The organism is Streptomyces laurentii, from assembly GCF_040635425.1.
GTDB lineage: Bacteria > Actinomycetota > Actinomycetes > Streptomycetales > Streptomycetaceae > Streptomyces > Streptomyces laurentii.
Map to the genome: position 1 here is coordinate 1 of NZ_JBEYHT010000004.1, position 15,527 is coordinate 15,527.

The window sequence follows — 15,527 nt, forward strand, 5'->3', positions numbered from 1 at the left end:
CGGATCGCCGTCGCCGGCGACTCGGTCGGCGGCAACATGAGCGCCGCACTCACGCTCATGGCCAAGGAACGCGCAGACGTGCCCCTGGTCCAGCAAGTGCTGTTCTACCCCGTCACCGACGCGAACTTCGACACCGGCTCGTACCACCAGTTCGCCGAGGGCTACTTCCTGCGCCGCGACGGCATGCAATGGTTCTGGGACCAGTACACCACCGACCCCGCACAGCGCGCCGAGATCACCGCCAGCCCCCTGCGCGCCACCACCGAACAACTGACCGGACTGCCACCCGCCCTCATCATCACCGGCGAAGCCGACGTCCTGCGCGACGAAGGCGAGGCCTACGCCGCCAAACTCCGCACCGCCGGCGTCCCCGTCACCGCCGTCCGCTACCAAGGCATCATCCACGACTTCGTCATGCTCAACGCCCTCCGCGACACCCACGCGGCAAACTCGGCCATCGAGCTCACCATCCGGACGCTGCGTCAGGCGCTGACCCATGCCTGAGCCGACGACCGAGCCGACGACCGACTCCACCCCCCTCACCATGCACGCCACCACGGACGAGCCCGAGGAGCAGACGGCGGCGGGCGACGATCCGCTGCGCGGCGGACGGCGCTTCGAGCCGGACCTGCGCGCGATGACCCGCGTCAACCTGCGGCCGATCGCCTCCCCGATGCCCGTCGGCTTCTACACCGTCGCCATCGCCTCGGTGATCGTCGGCTGCTTCCAGCTGGGCGTCTTCGAGGACGGCGCGCGGCGGGCCGTCGGCCTGGCGATCCTGCCCGCGTTCGTCCTCCAGTTCCTGGTGGGTGTCCTCGCATTCGGCGCCCGCGACGTGCTCGCGGCCACGCTGATGACCTGTTTCTCGGGCCTGTGGCTGGCGAGTGCGCTGAACATGGTGCTCGCCCCGCCGGACGGGACACGCGTCCTCGGCGTCCTCAACGCCGTCTTCGCGCTGTTCGCCCTGCTGATGGCCGTCGTCGCCGGACGCAAGCGGGCCCTGTGGCTGGTGCTGTGCACGGCGGTGCCCCGGTTCACCGTGGCCGCGGTCGCCAACCTCTCCGGCGTGGAGTGGCTGGGCCTTCTGTCGGGCGCCCTCGGGCTGCTGCTGGCCGCCGTCGCCATGTACACGGCGTTCGCGCTGATGCTGGAGGACATGCGCGGCGAGGAGGTCCTCCCCATCGGCCGCAGCGGTCCCGCGCACCACGCCGTCGAGGGCAGCCTGTCCGTCCAGTTGCGCGATCTCGAACGCCAGGCCGGCGTGCGCCGCACGCTCTGAGCCCGAGCACGAGCCCGAGCCCAGGCCCGAAGCCGTTCCCCGGCCCCGCCCGGCCCGGGGACGCCGCCCCACCCTCTCATCACCACCGAAAGCGAGTGCCATGACCAGCATGCCCGTCGGCGGGATCGTCCCCGCCCACGGCTCTCCGGACGAAGGACCCGCCGACCTCGTCCTGCGCAACGGGAAGATCCACACCCAGGATCCGGCGCGGCCCACCGCCACCGCCCTCGCGATCCGCGACGGCCGGATCGCCGCCGTGGGCGACGACCGCGACATCGCCGCGCTCGTCGGCCCCGGGACCCGGGTCGTCGACGCGCTCGGCCGCCGGGTCGTCCCCGGACTGAACGACTCCCATCTGCACGTCATCCGCGGCGGCCTGAACTACGTCCTGGAGCTCCGCTGGGACGGCGTCCGCTCGCTTCGGCAGGCCCTGGCCATGCTGCGCGAGCAGGCCGGACGTACGCCCAAGGGCCAGTGGATACGCGTCGTCGGCGGCTGGACCGCCGACCAGTTCGCCGAGCGCCGGCTGCCGACCCCCGCGGAACTCACCGCCGCCGCGCCCGACACCCCCGTCTTCGTGCTGCATCTCTACCAGTCGGCGATCCTCAACCGGGCCGCCGTGCGCGCCGCCGGGTTCACCCGGGACACTCCCGACCCGAAGGGCGGGCAGATCGTCCGGGATCGCGCCGGTGATCCCAACGGCCTGCTGCTCGCGGCCCCCAGCGCGCTGATCCTCTACTCGACCCTCGCCAAGGCGCCCGCCCTCGACGAGGCCGACAAGAAGATCTCCACCCGCCACTTCCTGCGCGAGCTGAACCGTTTCGGTCTGACCTCGGCGGTCGACGCCGCGGGCGGTTTCCAGAACTTCCCCGAGAACTACGCCACGGTCACCGAGCTGGCCCGGGCCGGCGAACTCAGCGTGCGGATCGGCTACCACCTCTTCCCGCAGACCCCCGGCCAGGAGCTGGCGGACCTGCGCCGCTGGACCGAGACCGTACGGCCGGGTGACGGCGACGCGTGGCTGCGGCTCAACGGCGCCGGGGAGAACCTGACCTGGGCCGCCGCCGACTTCGAGAACTTCTCCGAGCCCCGGCCCGAACTGGCCGCCGGCTACGAGACCGAGTTCGAGGACGCGGTCCGGCTGCTCATGGAGAACGGCTGGGGCTTCCGGCTGCACGCCACGTACGACGAGACCATCCGCCGTGACCTCGCCGTCTTCGAGAAGCTCGCCGCCGAGGGCCTGTTCCCGGACGGCAACCGCTGGCTCTTCGACCACGCCGAGACCGTCTCGCCGGACAGCCTGGAGCGGATCGCCGCGCTCGGCGGTTCCATCGGCGTACAGAACCGGATGTCCTTCCAGGGCCGCGCGTTCGCCGAGCGGTACGGGGCCGAGGCCGCCTCCCACGCGGCGCCCGTCACGGACATGCTGCGCCTCGGGATCCCGGTCGCGGCCGGCACCGACGCCACCCGGGTCTCCTCGTACAACCCCTGGGTCGCCCTGCACTGGCTGGTCACCGGCCGCATCCTCGGCGGGCTTTCGCTGCGCTCGGCCGACCGGCTCGTGTCCCGCGAGAAGGCGCTGGAGCTGTACACGCTGGGCGGGGCCCGGATCACCGGCGAGGAGGCCGACAAGGGCGTCCTCGCGGAGGGCCGGTTCGCGGACTTCGCCGTCCTCTCCCACGACTACCTCACCGTGCCGGCCGAGGACATCCCGCACATCGAGGCCGTGCTGACGGTGGTCGGCGGCCGGATCGTGTACGCGACGGACACCTACGAGGGCATGGACGAGGCCGTCCCCGCCCTCAGCCCGGAATGGAGCCCGGTCGCGCACTTCGGCGGCTATCAGGCGAGCGTCCCGCCGTCGGCGGGCGGCGCCCGGCAGGCCGGCCTGGTGGCCGAGGCCGCCGCCGAGTCCGAGGAGCACCGCCGGTGGCGCGACGCCCGCGGGGCGGTCCCCGCCGCGCGCGCGTCGACGGTCTTCGACCCCTGCCTGGCGCCGTGACGCGCCGCGGCACTCCCCCGCGCGCTCCCGCCCTCTCTTCCTTCCCTTCCTCCGTACTTCCGTTGTCCACCGAAAGGAACCCGTCATGACCGAATTCGCGTTCGACTTCGCCTCCGTACAGGCCGCGCCCAGCCCGGACCTGCTCACCCCCGACAACTCGATGATGCTGTTCGTCGACCACCAGCCGCAGATGTTCTTCGGCGCCGGCAGCGGCGACCGCGTGGCCGTCATCAACGCCACCGTCGGCCTGGCCAAGGCCGCCAAGGCCTTCGACGTCCCGGTGGTCCTGTCCACCGTCGCCGCCGAGTCCTTCTCCGGTCCGATCCTGCCGCAGCTGCGCGAGGTCTTCCCCGCGCACGAGATAGTCGACCGCACCAGCATGAACGCGTGGGAGGACACCGCGCTGGTCGACGCGGTGAAGGCGACCGGCCGCACCAAGATCATCCTGTCCGGTCTGTGGACCGAGGTCTGTCTGGTCCTGCCGGCGCTCTCCGCTCTCAACCAGGGGTACGAGGTCTACGTCGTCGCCGACGCCTCCGCCGGCGTCACCCCGGCCGCCCACGAGCACGCCATGCAGCGGATGACCGCCGCCGGCGCCGTGCCCGTCACCTGGCTCCAGGTCCTCCTGGAGCTCCAGCGCGACTGGGCGCGCACCGACACGTACGAGGCGACGACGACCGTGGTCAAGGAGCACGGCGGCGCGTACGGACTCGGGGTGTTCTACGCCCAGTCCATGATCGACCCGCACGCCGCGGGCTGACCGGCACCCCAGGGACACCGGTCTGCTGATCCTCCGTCTGGTGGCGGGCCTGCTGATCGCCGGGCACGGTGTACAGAAGGTCAGTTTCCGGCTGGGCGGCGGCGGTCTGGCCGGGGGGACCGAGGAGTTCCGGCACGACGGCTTCCGCGGCGGGGCGCTCACGGCGCTCGCCGCGGGGGCCGGCCAGATCGGCTCCGGCCTGCTGCCGGCCGCCGGCGCGCTGACGCCGCTCGCCGCCAAGGGCGCGATCGGGGTGACGACCGTCGCCCTCACCGTGAAATGGCGCAACGGCCTGTGGGTACAGCACGACGGATACGACTATCCGCTGGTCCTGATCGCCCTCGCGGCCGCCCTGTCGTTCACCGGCCCGGGCCGCTACTCCGTGGACCGGGTCCTGGATCTGCCGCCCTGGCCCTGGTGGTCGGCGGTCCTCGCGGTGACCGTCGGCGCGGTCTGCGGCCTGGCCACCCGGGCCCTGCTCCACCGCCCCGCACCACCGCTCCCCCCACGCTCCGGATCCGACGAGAACCGCCCCGGATGACACCCCGGCCACCGGCCTGACGGCCCCTCATACCGAAGTCCCCTCGCGACGCGCACCGCGAGGGGACTTCGTCATGAGGAGCAGCGCGGGGAGCGGCCGGTGAGGTGAAGAATCGGATCCTTCCTGGCCGCCCGCAGCCGGTATCCGTGTGTCGTCGTGATCGCTCGGCGGCTCGTCAGCGGTCCACGAGCCGGATCAGCGGGGCGCGAAGTCCGCGCTGTTCAGGCCATCGGCCCGGCGCTTTCCCCCGGCTCATCGAGCAAAGACTCTCCTGCCCTGGGGCGATCGGCGCATCACGCGTACTGGAGCGGCTTCTCACCGGATCCGCACTCGGGGCCCCACGTCAGGGACTTCACCGAGAACCCGTAGCTGTTGGTCGACGGGAGGTCGACCTTGTACTGGCCGCCCGACCCGTCCGAGGTGGCATAGTGCAGGCACCCCTTGTACTTGACCACCCCGCCCGCCAGGGGCGAGTACTTCTCGGCGGTGAAGCGGATGTGGTCGTAACCTGCCTGCGCTGTCCCGTTGTTGACGATCTTCTCGCTCCAGTACGTGCCGCTCCAGTTGACCGACCTGGAGAAGGAGGGGGAAGACGTGGCGTTGAGGTACAGGCACACGTCGCCGGGCACACACCCGTCGGCGGACGGATAGATGGCGGCCGAGGCACCGGTGGTGGAACCGAGCGTGGCGAACAGTGCGAGCGTGGCGCTTGTGGCCATGAGGCCGGCGGTACGGCGCATCTGCATGGTGGGTCATCCCTCCCCGTCGGGTCCGGCGGGACATCTGCCCGCCGGTCGAGCAGTTACGACGGTAGGAGCACTCCGCGGCGGGGGCTTCCTGGAATGTTCGAGGTTGACACTGCCGAGCGATTCGTAGGAGCTGCTCCGGCTAGCGGGACCGGAGACTCCTTCGCAGCCCCAGGAAGGGGCTCACGTGCTACCGGACGAACGGATTCGTGCTACGAGCCCTCGGCAGGAAGCCCCGCCACGAAATGTGAGAGATCGGACGCTCGGGGCGGTTCCTGCCCGGGCAGGAACCGCTGGTAGTGGTCGGCGACAAGACGACGCAGGTCCGCCTCGGCCGGTTCATCACCACTGAGCTCAAGAGCGACCTGATGCGGATCACCCGTCATGTGCAAGGGCCTGGCCAGGGCGTCGAACCCACAGGCGTACTCGTCGGGCATCTCCCACCACGCCTCGGCGGACACCGGGTCCCGGAGGACGTACATGTGGTAGTCGTCATCGAAGATGATCAGGGGGCCGATCGGCATGGTCACGCGTGGAGTCTGACACAAGCGTCGATGTCAGCTCACGTCGATATGGCACGTGAGATGACCTCTACCTCTAGCTCGCCTCCGCGTACAGCTCCTCGACCAAGCGGGCCACGGTCTCCGGTACGCGCAGCGTCGGGTAGTGGTCCGAGTCCGCCAGGCGGACCAGACGGCAGCCGGGGATGCGGGCGGCCGCCTCCTCGTCGCAGCGCACGATCTGCGGACGGTCCAGCTCGCCCAGCGCGAGCACGGTCGGAACGGCGATCTCGCCCAGCCGGTCGAAGGCGGGCGGATCGGCCTGCTGGTGGCCCACGTTGGCGAACCAGGCGGGGAGCGCGGCCCGCAGGTGCGCCGCCGCGACCGGGTCCGTCTCGGGTGTGCCGCCCGCCGCCCGGCCCCACAGTCCGAGGCCGAGCCGGACGATTCCCTCCAGGTCGCCCGCCTCGGCGAGACGTCCGACCTCCTGGTACATCTCGGACTCGTCGAGGTCGTATCCGCTGACCCCGGGGACGAACAGCGCGAGGCCCGACACCCGCTCCGGCGCGGCGAGCGTGTAGCTGAGCGCGGCGGCGCCGCCCATGCTGGAGCCGACGAGCACCGCGCGGTCCAGGCCGAAGTACTCGACCACCGCGGCCAGATCGGCGGAAGGGGTGTACGAGGTGACCGGCGCGGGGGAACGGCCGTACCCCCGGGCGTCGTACCGGATCACCCGCCGCCGTCCGGCGAGCGAGGCGAGCACCGGGTCCCAGATCGTGGAGTCGCCGACCCCGGGATGGACCAGGACCAGTGGCAGCCCGTCCCCTCCGCTGTCGTCCGCCCAGACCTGACCGCCGTCGACCCGCACCATGGTGTCCATGCGCCCAGTGTCCCCGCTCACCGCCGGTGCCGGCGGCCACGGTCCGGAGCCGGACCGGCCGTGTCGGTGTCAGGAGCCCATGGCGGCCCGGTCGGAAGCGTGGCGAGGCCACCGCTTGCGTGGGAGGCGGACGGTGTCCATCCTGAAATGAAGGAATATTTTCCGTGACGCGAGAACAGCTTGCGACGAGTAAGGAATTCCCCATGAATCGAGACGAGGATGCGATCCAGTGGGAGGACGCCGTCAGCGAGCGGGGAGCGGAACTCCGGATCGGTCATGCGCAAGATGACGGCACCACGGAGCAGAGTCGGGCGATCGTCGGCGAGGGAGATAAAATCGCGTTCACCGAGACCGTGGACTGGCCTCCGAATGGCGACGAATGGGTCTACACGAGCGCCGATGTAAAGAAGACGACGGGGATTACGCGTTACAAGCTGTACGACCAAAGCAACAAGTGGCGCCCTCCCGAGAGGCCCAGTGTCTGGCAGTACATCCTTTGCTTCACCACCGAGAAGACCTACGACTACTACTTCTCCGACGCGAGCAATGACTGCTACAGGTGCGATGTCTTCGTGACCTCGCGGGACCACTACGTCCAGTACAACTCCACTGATGCCAGAATCATCAGCGTTACGGGCGTCCCGTAAACACCGCCCAACGTCCCGATCCCGTGCCGGGCCATCGACGAGTGGCTCTGCTCAGCCCGTCGGACGGCGCACGGGTGAGCCTCAGGAAGACATTGCCGCGCGCTCGGCCGCGCTGCGCAGAACGCAGAATTCATTGCCTTCAGGGTCGGCGAGGACGGCCCAGCCGGCACCATCGGGTTCCCGGCGATCGGCGACGAAGGTGGCACCGAGGCCCAGCAGTCGCTCAACCTCCTCTTCACGCGAGGTATCGGGGCGCAGGCACAGGTGAATCCGGTTCTTGATCGTCTTCCGCTCCGGCACCTGATTGAAGTACAGCAGCGGGCCCTCCGGCAGGTTCACCGCGGTCTCCGCGTCACCCGGCTTGTTCTCCGGATGCGGTGGACAACCGAGCGCCTCGCTCCAGAACCGAGCCAGCTCATAGGCATCCACACAGTCGACCGCCACGTTCTGCACCACCGAAACCATGCGGGAGATCCTGCCCCGGGCTCCCCTCGGTCGGCAACTTGTGGCCGAACCGCACGGGCATTCGACACAGGCCCCGGCCCGGACCATCGACGCACTACGCGAGAGGGAAGGGCGCGCGTGGTCCCCTTCCAGCGGCACCTGCGTCTCGCGGTCCCCGGCCTGGTCTTCAAATCCACCGGACAGCCCGTCACACCGCTCCGGAAGAGGGCCGGCCGTGGACATCCGCACAGTCGATCGCCACGTACCGCACCACCGAGGACATGGGTATCAGCATCCCTGGTCCCGCACCGCGGGCCACCACCGGGAGGATCACCATGACGACTGCCCATGTGCCGAGCCTGCTGGGCGTCTTCGCCCACCCCGACGACGAATCCCTCCTGGCCGGCGGCGTCCTCGCGCAGCACGCCGCCGCGGGCGCCCGCACCGCCGTCGTCACCGCCACGTGGACCGCGGGCAGCCGCCGGATCCCCGAACTCGCCGACGCGCTCACCGCCTTGGGCGCGGGCGCTCCGCTCCTGCTCGGCTACGGCGACGCCCGTAATCCCGCGTCGACACCGGACGGCGCCACGCGTCTCGTCGACGCGCCCCTCGACGAGGCGATCGGCCGGCTGGTGGCCCACATCCGCGCCTTCCGGCCCGACCTCGTGCTCACGCACGACTGCGTCGGCCAGCTCACCGGGCACCCCGACCACCGGCGCACCCATCAGCTCGCGCTCCTCGCCGTCGAGGCCGCCCCCGTCGCGGCGCTGTACCCGGAGGCCGGCGAGCCCTGGCGGCCCGCGGCTCTGTACGCCGCCACCCACTCCGTCACCGGGGCCGGGCCGCTCGGCGACCTGCTCCGGACGGTCGGGAAGAGCGTGCTCGCCGTACCCGACGCGCAGGTGACCACGACGGTCGACGTCGGCCCGTGGGTACGGACGAAGTGGCGCGCGATCAGTGCCCACCGCGGGGAGGTCGCCTCCGCGCGCGCCCTGCCCGGCCTCCTCACCCGGCTTCCCGAAGCCGACCGCGACGAGATCATCCGCCTCGAACACTTCACCCGGCTCACCCCCGGCCCCGTGCCGGCCGATCCGCACCGGCTCACGGTCTGACGCCGAGTGCACGGACGCGGCAGGGTGGCGGTAGCGCCTGCGATCATGCGGGGATGAACGCCGGACTGCCTGACGGATGGACGATCGAGCGGCTGCGCTCCGTCTCCGGAGACCCCGAAGCCGCCGTGCTGTCCCCCGACCGGCGCGTCGTCGTGGAGGACCACGGCGGCGTGGGGGGACACACCCCTCTCCGACCCGAGATCGTCCTCTCCTTCCACGAGCTGTGTCTCGTGCGCGCCGACGACGAGTGGTACATGGGACAGCTCGGCGCCGACGGGTCGATCGTGTGCTGGGCGTCGTACGGCTGCGCCTTGGAAGAGGCCCTGCGGGGGCTGTGACGCCCCCCTCGGCGCCTCCTGCCGGCGCCACCCGGCCTCCCCCGCACCTACCCGCGGAGTCCCGCCCTCCGGTCGTACGTGACGCCCCTTTGGACAAGCCGGGCGGGAGCGCCCCGTCATCTGATGGACGCGCAGGCCCTACGTATGATGACCCGGGCTCGTCGACCACGGGCCGGCCGTCGACCGGCACGGTGGTGACAGATGACGGGCGGCGCTCCCCGGGGTCGGCTGCGGGGCCGGCGTGACGAGTGCATGGCGCTGGACGAGGTGGTCGCCGATACGCGGGCGGGCCGGAGTCAGGTGCTCGTCCTGCGGGGCGAGGCGGGGGTCGGCAAGTCCGCGCTGCTGGAGTACCTCGCGGAGAACGCGGCCGGGTGCCGGGTCCTGCGGGCGGTCGGCGTCGAGTCCGAGATGGAGCTGCCGTTCGCCGGTCTGCATCAGCTGTGCGCACCCCTGCTGGGGCAGCTCGACCGTCTGCCCGATCCCCAACGCGACGCGCTGTCCGTGGCGTTCGGCCTGCGCGCCGGAGGTGCGCCGGACCGGTTCCTGGTCGGGCTCGCGGTGCTCAGCCTGCTGGCGGAGGTGGCCGAGGAGCGGCCGCTCGTCTGTGTGGTCGACGACGCCCAGTGGCTCGACCGGGTCTCCGCGCAGACCCTGGCGTTCGCCGCACGCCGGCTGCTCGCGGAGCGGGTGGCGCTGGTGTGCGCGGTACGGACGTCGGAGCCGGCCGCGGGCGGCGACCCGTGGCGGGGGCTGCGGGAGATCACGGTCCAGGGGCTACGAGACGACGACGCGGGCGCGCTGCTCGACTCGCTGGTTCCCGGACGGCTGGACGCACGGGTCCGGGACCGGATCGTCGCCGAGACCCACGGCAACCCGCTGGCCCTCCTGGAGCTGACGCGGGGCCTGAACTCGGGGGAGCTGGCAGGCGGGTTCGGTCTGCCGGACGCGCTGCCGCTGGTGAGCCGGATCGAGCAGAGCTACCCGCGGCGGATCGGGGCGCTCCCGGACGAGGCGCGGCGGCTGCTCCTGGTGGCGGCCGCCGAGCCGGTGGGTGACGTGCCGTTGCTGCTGCGGGCCGCCGAACGGCTCGGCATCCGCGCGGATGCCACGGTGGCGGCCGAGGCCGCGGGGCTGATCGAGTTCGGCCCGCGGGTGCGGTTCCGTCATCCGCTGGTGCGTTCGGCGGCCTACCGGGCGGCCGATCCGGCAGTACGCCGGGAGGTGCACCGGGCGCTGGCCGAGGCGACCGATCCCGAGGCCGGCCCGGACCGCCGCGTCTGGCACCGGGCCCACGCGGCGGTCGCACCCGACGAGGCCCTGGCGGGTGAGCTGGAGCGTTCGGCCGGCCGGGCCGAGGCGCGCGGCGGTCTCGCGGCGGCGGCCGCCTTTCTGCGCCGTGCGACCGAGCTGACGCCCGATGCGACGGTACGGGGCGCGCGGGCGGCGGCCGCGGCTCAGGCGATGTTCGAGGCGGGGGCTCCGAATCCGGCGCTCGCCCTGCTGGCCGCCGCCGAACTGGGCCCGCTGGACGAGGCTCTGCGGGCGCGGCTCGCCCGGCTGCGCGCCCGGATCGTCTTCGCGCGCCGGCGCGGCGGTGAGGCGTTGCCGCTGCTGCTCGACGCCGCCGGGCGGCTGACCCGGGTGGGCGACGGGGAGGCGCGGGCGGCGTACTTGGACGCGATCGGTGCCGCGGTCTTCGCCGGCCGTATGTACGACATTCCGATACGGGAGATAGCCGAGGCCGCGCGCTCGGCGCCGTGCGCGCCGAGCCCCCCGCGGCCCGCGGACCTCCTGCTCCACGGCCTGGCGACGTGGTTCACCGAGGGCTGTACCGAGGGCGCGCCCCTGGTGAAGCCCGCCCTCCTGGAATTCCGGCGCGCCGCCGGGAGAAGCGGGGACGAGCACGTCATGCGCTGGCTGTGGCTGACGTGGCTGGTCGCCGGCGATCTGTGGGACGACGAGACGTGGGACGTCCTGACGACCCGCGCGGTCCGGTCGGCCCGCGCGAAGGGCGCGCTCAACTTCCTTCCGCTGGCCCTTGGTTACCGGGCGGCGGCGCATGCGCACGCGGGTGAATTCGCGCTGGCCTCGGCGCTGGTCGACGAGTCCGCGGCGCTGACCGAGGCGACCGGCCAGTCCCCCATGGCGTACCCCTCGCTGCTGCTCATCGCCTGGCGCGGCGACGACGACCGGGCGGCGGAACTGCTCGAGAGCGCCGCCGCGTGGGCGACCACCTGGGGCGAGGGGCGGGCCATCGGCCAGAAGGACTATCTGCTCGCGGTCCTGTACAACGGCCTCGGCCGGTACCAGGACGCCCTGGCCCGGGCCGGCCACGCGGTGGAGCACGAGGACCTGGCGGTCACCGGCTTCGCCCTCGCCGAACTCGTCGAGGCGGGCGCGCGCGGCGACACCCCCGAGGCGGCCGAGGCCGCGGCGGCGGCCCTGAGCCGGCTGGAGGTGCGGGCGCGCGCCGCGGGCACCGACTGGGCGCTCGGCGTGCTGGCCCGGTCGGCGGCGCTGCTGGCCGAGGGCCCGGCCGCCGACCGGCTGTACCGCGAGGCCCTCGACCACCTCGGCCGCAGCCGGGTCGCCGTGCACCTCGCCCGTACACACCTGGTGTACGGCGAGTGGCTCCGCCGCGAGAACCGCCGCGTGGACGCGCGCCGACACCTGCGTACCGCCTACGAGATGCTGCGGGGCTTCGGTGCGGTGGCCTACGCCGAGCGGGCCCACCGCGAACTCCTGGCCACCGGCGAGACGCTGCGGCGCAGGACGGTCGAGGTACGGGATCCGCGGGAGGCGCTGACCGCGCAGGAGGCGCAGATCGCCCGGCTGGCCGCCGGCGGGATGACGAACTCCGAGATCGGCGCCGAGCTGTTCATCAGCCCCCGCACCGTCGAGTGGCATCTGCGCAAGGTGTTCACCAAACTCGACGTCAACTCGCGGAACAAGCTCCACACGGCGCTGACCCGGGCCTGACGCGTACCCGGGCCAAACAGGCATCCGAGCCAGACGCGAAGGTGAGCCTGACGGGTACCCCGGCCTGACGCGCACCCGGGCCTGACGCGTACCCGGGCAGGGGCCGCCCGGGACACCAGGGGGTCGACCGGGGATTCCCCGGGCGCGACGCGACCGTGCGGGAAGCGAGCGTGGGCGTACGGGCATCGCCGGATGCCCGCACGCGAAACGGAGCTGTGACCGTGTCCTTGCACCTGCTCGAGTCGCCGGAGTCGTCCACGGACCGCCCGGCGCCGCCCGCCTCGGCGGTCTCCCTGGACGAGGCCGTCTCCGTCTTCGTGGCATTGCGCCCCCGCCTGTTCGCCATCGCCTACCGGATGCTGGGCAGCGCGGCCGAGGCCGAGGACGTCGTCCAGGACGTGTGGATGCGCTGGCAGAGGACCGACCGCTCGGCGGTGGTCAGCCCCGCCGCCTTCCTGTCCCGCGCGACCACCCGGCTCTCCATCAACGTGACGCAGTCCGCCTGGTCCCGCCGGCGGCAGCACCTCGACCCCCTGCTGCCCGAGCCCGTCGACCCGGGCGCCGACCCCGAGGCCCGGGTCCAGCGGGCGGAGGAGCTCGACCACGCGCTGCTGCTCGTCCTCGGGAACCTCACTCCGGCCGAACAGGCCGTGTACATCCTGCGCGAGGCGTTCGACTACACGTACGCGGACATCGCCGAGAGGCTGCGGCTCAGCCCCGTCAACGTCCGCAAGATCGCGAGCCGCGCCCGCATGCGCCTCCGGGCCGCGCCGCGGGAGACCGTGGCCACGCGGGAACACCGGCGGCTGCGGGCGGCCTTCGTCGCGGCGGCCCGCGACGGGGACATCGCCTCCCTGGAGAACGCGCTCACCCCGGCCGTGCCGTCTCGGGCACGGCGGAACGGCATAACGTAACGAATGTGACGTACGACATAGCCCTCGCCCCCTCCGCCCTGTCACGGTTGACCGGGGGACCCCGGTCAACAAGGTGAAACCGCACGACGAAACCGAGGAGATCACCCCATGGACGCGCGTCTCGACTACTTCGGCCACCCGCTCGCCGCCAAGGTCCTCCGGCACATCAATTCGGCCACCAAGGTGCTGTCGGACTCGCCCCTGCCGCAGGCCACCCAGGAGCTGGTGAAGATCCGTGCCAGCCAGATCAACGGCTGCGGCTTCTGCACCGACATGCACACCAAGGACGCCACCCACGCGGGTGAGACGGTCCAGCGGCTCCACATGGTGGCGGCCTGGCGCGAGGCCACGGTCTTCACCGACGCCGAGCGCGCCGCGCTGCAGCTGGCGGAGGAGGGCACCCGGATCGCCGACGCCGCGGGCGGCGTCAGCGACGAGGCCTGGGCGAACGCCGCCAAGTACTACGACGAGGACCAGCTGGCCGCGCTGATCTCCCTCATCGCCGTCATCAACGCCTACAACCGGATCAACGTCATCAACCGTCAGCCCGCCGGGGGCTACCAGCCCGGCATGTTCGGCTGAGCGACCCGAGCCGCAGGGGCCGCGGCCGGTACCCGGAAGGGTGCCGGACGCGGCCTTTTCGGGCCCGCGTGCCCGGACGGACCAGGCCGCCTCGCGGGTGGGCACGGCCGGTCAGCCGGCGGCCGGGCGGGGAGCGCGCAGCCGGGCCCGCCGTTCCAGTTCTTCCTCGCCGACCAGTTCGAGCATGGGCTTGCCCGGGGCGCACATCATGGTCACCACGAACCGGGTCCGCGCGTCCGGCAGCGCGTTGCCGTCCTGGTAGTGGATGACGTCACCGCCCGGCTCCCAGAACGTGCCGCCGGCCTCGATCACCCGCTCGGGCTCCCCTTCCAGCTCGAAGCGGACGGCACCCTCGATGACGTATCCGAACGCCGGGCCCGAGTGGCGGTGGGGCGGGGTGCCCGGGTCGCCGGGCTCCCACTCCACGTACACGGTCATCGCCGAGGCGCCCTCGGGGACGGTGACCGGCGAGGCGTCCTGCAGCACTGTCGCCGCCGTCATCCAGCTCACCGAGGGGCCCTCGTGCCGCCCGTGTCCGTGACCGTCCCCGTGTCCATGCGCCTGGGCCGCGCCGTTGGCGTCGTCCGTCACCGTGTCACACCTTCCGCCGGGTCCGCCCCGCGTCGTCGAGGGCGGACGTCGTGCGCCGGGTGCGCGGTCGCGCCGCCCGGCCGTTCGACGTGTTGACCGGGGGTCCGGTGGTTCTGTGACACCGGACCTCGCCCCCGCGCGCCTGTCACAGATCGCGGGGCTGCGCTGTCTCACCTGATGCACCCTTGCGCGCGCGGTACACCGGCACAGCCGGTACGCCCGCGCGGCCGAACGGACCGGCCGCCCTCGCGCGGGCGCCGGACAATCGGCGTCACTCCCCCCTCAGAGAGGATTCCCCTATGAAGGTCCTCGTGATCGGCGGTACCGGACTCATCGGCTCGCAGCTGGTCGCCAGGCTCGAAGAGCGGGGCCACGAGGCGGTGGCCGCCGCTCCCCGGACCGGCGTCGACACCCTGACGGGTGAGGGCCTGACCGAGGCCCTGGAGGGCGCGTCGGTCGTGGTCGACGTGTCGAACTCCCCCTCGTTCGCGGACGACGCCGTCATGGACTTCTTCCGCACCTCGACCACTCATATCCTCAAGGCCGCGGCGGACGCCGGCGTGGCGCACCTGGTCTCGCTCTCCGTGGTCGGCACCGACCGGCTCCAGGAGAGCGGCTATTTCCGGGCCAAGCAGGCACAGGAGGAGCTGATCAGGGCCTCGGGCCTGCCGTACTCGATCGTCCACGCCACGCAGTTCTTCGAGTTCGTGCGGGGCATCGCCGCGTCGGCGGCGGACGGTGACGTCGTACGGCTGCCCTCCGCGAAGATCCAGCCCCTGTTCTCCGGCGACGTCGCGGCCGCCGTGGGCCGTACGGCGGTCGGCGCCCCGGTCGGCGGCATCGTGGAGGTGGCCGGCCCGGAGACCTTCGCCCTCGACGAGCTCGTCCGCATCGGCCTCGCCGCCCAGGACGACCCGCGCGCCGTCGTGGGGGATCCGCGGGCCCCGTACTTCGGCGCCCGGCTCCAGGAGACCACCCTGCTGCCCGGCCCCGACGCGCGGCTCGCCAGACCCGGTTCGCCGACTGGCTCGCCCGGCAGAGCTGAGCCGCCGGGGTACGGGGCCCGGGGACCCGGGTCCCCAGACGTGTGTCACAGATCCGCCGGCCATCCGGTCAGTCGTACGAAGGGGCGGTACGGGCACCCCTGACCCCACGCCCGCCCGTACCGTCCCCCTCGCCGGAGAACCGCCACCCCGCGAATCAGGAGCC

General features: G+C 72.4%; 16 protein-coding genes and 1 pseudogene. 12 read left to right on the forward strand and 5 right to left on the reverse strand.

Annotated features, from left to right (window positions below):
• The 5 genes from ABZ693_RS03645 to ABZ693_RS03665 all read left to right on the forward strand — a co-directional run.
• Positions 1–504, forward strand: a 504-nt coding sequence (locus ABZ693_RS03645) for an alpha/beta hydrolase (protein WP_359872923.1), incomplete at its 5' end; no start/stop codon positions are given.
• Positions 497–1,279, forward strand: coding sequence for a GPR1/FUN34/YaaH family transporter (locus ABZ693_RS03650; RefSeq protein WP_359872925.1), 783 nt, complete (start codon positions 497–499; stop codon positions 1,277–1,279). The genes ABZ693_RS03645 and ABZ693_RS03650, both read left to right, overlap by 8 nt.
• Positions 1,280–1,379: 100 nt before the next feature.
• Positions 1,380–3,281: an amidohydrolase gene (locus ABZ693_RS03655; protein WP_359872927.1), complete on the forward strand. Its 1,902-nt coding sequence runs from the start codon at positions 1,380–1,382 to the stop codon at positions 3,279–3,281.
• An 85-nt stretch (positions 3,282–3,366) separates the two neighbouring features.
• Positions 3,367–4,041 carry a hydrolase gene (locus ABZ693_RS03660; RefSeq protein WP_359872929.1) on the forward strand — a complete coding sequence of 225 codons (675 nt, stop codon included), beginning with the start codon at positions 3,367–3,369 and terminating at the stop codon, positions 4,039–4,041.
• 40 nt (positions 4,042–4,081) lie between these two features.
• A complete protein-coding gene (locus ABZ693_RS03665; protein WP_435842334.1) occupies positions 4,082–4,582 on the forward strand; it encodes a DoxX family protein in 501 nt (166 codons plus the stop codon).
• A gap of 293 nt (positions 4,583–4,875) precedes the next feature.
• On the opposite strand, the gene ABZ693_RS03670 is transcribed toward ABZ693_RS03665, so the two are convergent.
• The 3 genes from ABZ693_RS03670 to ABZ693_RS03680 all read right to left on the reverse strand — a co-directional run bounded on the left by ABZ693_RS03670 (position 4,876) and on the right by ABZ693_RS03680 (position 6,708).
• On the reverse strand, positions 4,876–5,328 hold the full coding sequence (locus tag ABZ693_RS03670; RefSeq protein WP_359872931.1) for a hypothetical protein: 453 nt from the start codon (positions 5,326–5,328) through the stop codon (positions 4,876–4,878).
• 212 nt (positions 5,329–5,540) lie between these two features.
• The gene (locus ABZ693_RS03675; RefSeq protein WP_359873263.1) at positions 5,541–5,852 is read right to left on the reverse strand and encodes a hypothetical protein; all 312 of its coding nucleotides are present in this window, start codon (positions 5,850–5,852) and stop codon (positions 5,541–5,543) included.
• A 73-nt stretch (positions 5,853–5,925) separates the two neighbouring features.
• Positions 5,926–6,708 carry an alpha/beta fold hydrolase gene (locus ABZ693_RS03680; protein WP_359872933.1) on the reverse strand — a complete coding sequence of 261 codons (783 nt, stop codon included), beginning with the start codon at positions 6,706–6,708 and terminating at the stop codon, positions 5,926–5,928.
• A 203-nt stretch (positions 6,709–6,911) separates the two neighbouring features.
• Here ABZ693_RS03680 and ABZ693_RS03685 point away from each other — a divergent pair, with 203 nt between their 5' ends.
• A complete protein-coding gene (locus tag ABZ693_RS03685) occupies positions 6,912–7,355 on the forward strand; it encodes a hypothetical protein (RefSeq protein WP_359872935.1) in 444 nt (147 codons plus the stop codon).
• Positions 7,356–7,436: 81 nt separating this feature from the next.
• Here ABZ693_RS03685 and ABZ693_RS03690 read toward each other — a convergent pair whose 3' ends face one another.
• Complete coding sequence (locus tag ABZ693_RS03690; protein ID WP_359872937.1) at positions 7,437–7,820, reverse strand: VOC family protein; 384 nt, start codon at positions 7,818–7,820, stop codon at positions 7,437–7,439.
• Between the two features lie 314 nt (positions 7,821–8,134).
• Here ABZ693_RS03690 and ABZ693_RS03695 point away from each other — a divergent pair, with 314 nt between their 5' ends.
• The 5 genes from ABZ693_RS03695 (at position 8,135) to ABZ693_RS03715 (ending at position 13,727) form a co-directional block, all read left to right on the forward strand.
• On the forward strand, positions 8,135–8,911 hold the full coding sequence (locus ABZ693_RS03695) for a PIG-L deacetylase family protein (protein WP_359872939.1): 777 nt from the start codon (positions 8,135–8,137) through the stop codon (positions 8,909–8,911).
• A gap of 53 nt (positions 8,912–8,964) precedes the next feature.
• Positions 8,965–9,249 (forward strand): hypothetical protein, encoded by a 285-nt coding sequence (locus tag ABZ693_RS03700; protein WP_359872941.1) that lies wholly within the window; start codon positions 8,965–8,967, stop codon positions 9,247–9,249.
• A gap of 201 nt (positions 9,250–9,450) precedes the next feature.
• The gene (locus ABZ693_RS03705) at positions 9,451–12,231 is read left to right on the forward strand and encodes a helix-turn-helix transcriptional regulator (protein WP_359872943.1); all 2,781 of its coding nucleotides are present in this window, start codon (positions 9,451–9,453) and stop codon (positions 12,229–12,231) included.
• Positions 12,232–12,452: 221 nt separating this feature from the next.
• Positions 12,453–13,145: a sigma-70 family RNA polymerase sigma factor gene (locus tag ABZ693_RS03710; protein WP_359872945.1), complete on the forward strand. Its 693-nt coding sequence runs from the start codon at positions 12,453–12,455 to the stop codon at positions 13,143–13,145.
• A gap of 108 nt (positions 13,146–13,253) precedes the next feature.
• Positions 13,254–13,727 (forward strand): carboxymuconolactone decarboxylase family protein, encoded by a 474-nt coding sequence (locus tag ABZ693_RS03715; protein WP_359872947.1) that lies wholly within the window; start codon positions 13,254–13,256, stop codon positions 13,725–13,727.
• A 111-nt stretch (positions 13,728–13,838) separates the two neighbouring features.
• On the opposite strand, the gene ABZ693_RS03720 is transcribed toward ABZ693_RS03715, so the two are convergent.
• Positions 13,839–14,228 (reverse strand): cupin domain-containing protein, encoded by a 390-nt coding sequence (locus ABZ693_RS03720; protein ID WP_359873265.1) that lies wholly within the window; start codon positions 14,226–14,228, stop codon positions 13,839–13,841.
• Between the two features lie 389 nt (positions 14,229–14,617).
• Here ABZ693_RS03720 and ABZ693_RS03725 point away from each other — a divergent pair.
• A pseudogene (locus ABZ693_RS03725) lies at positions 14,618–15,363 on the forward strand (SDR family oxidoreductase).
• Positions 15,364–15,527 lie beyond the last annotated feature (164 nt).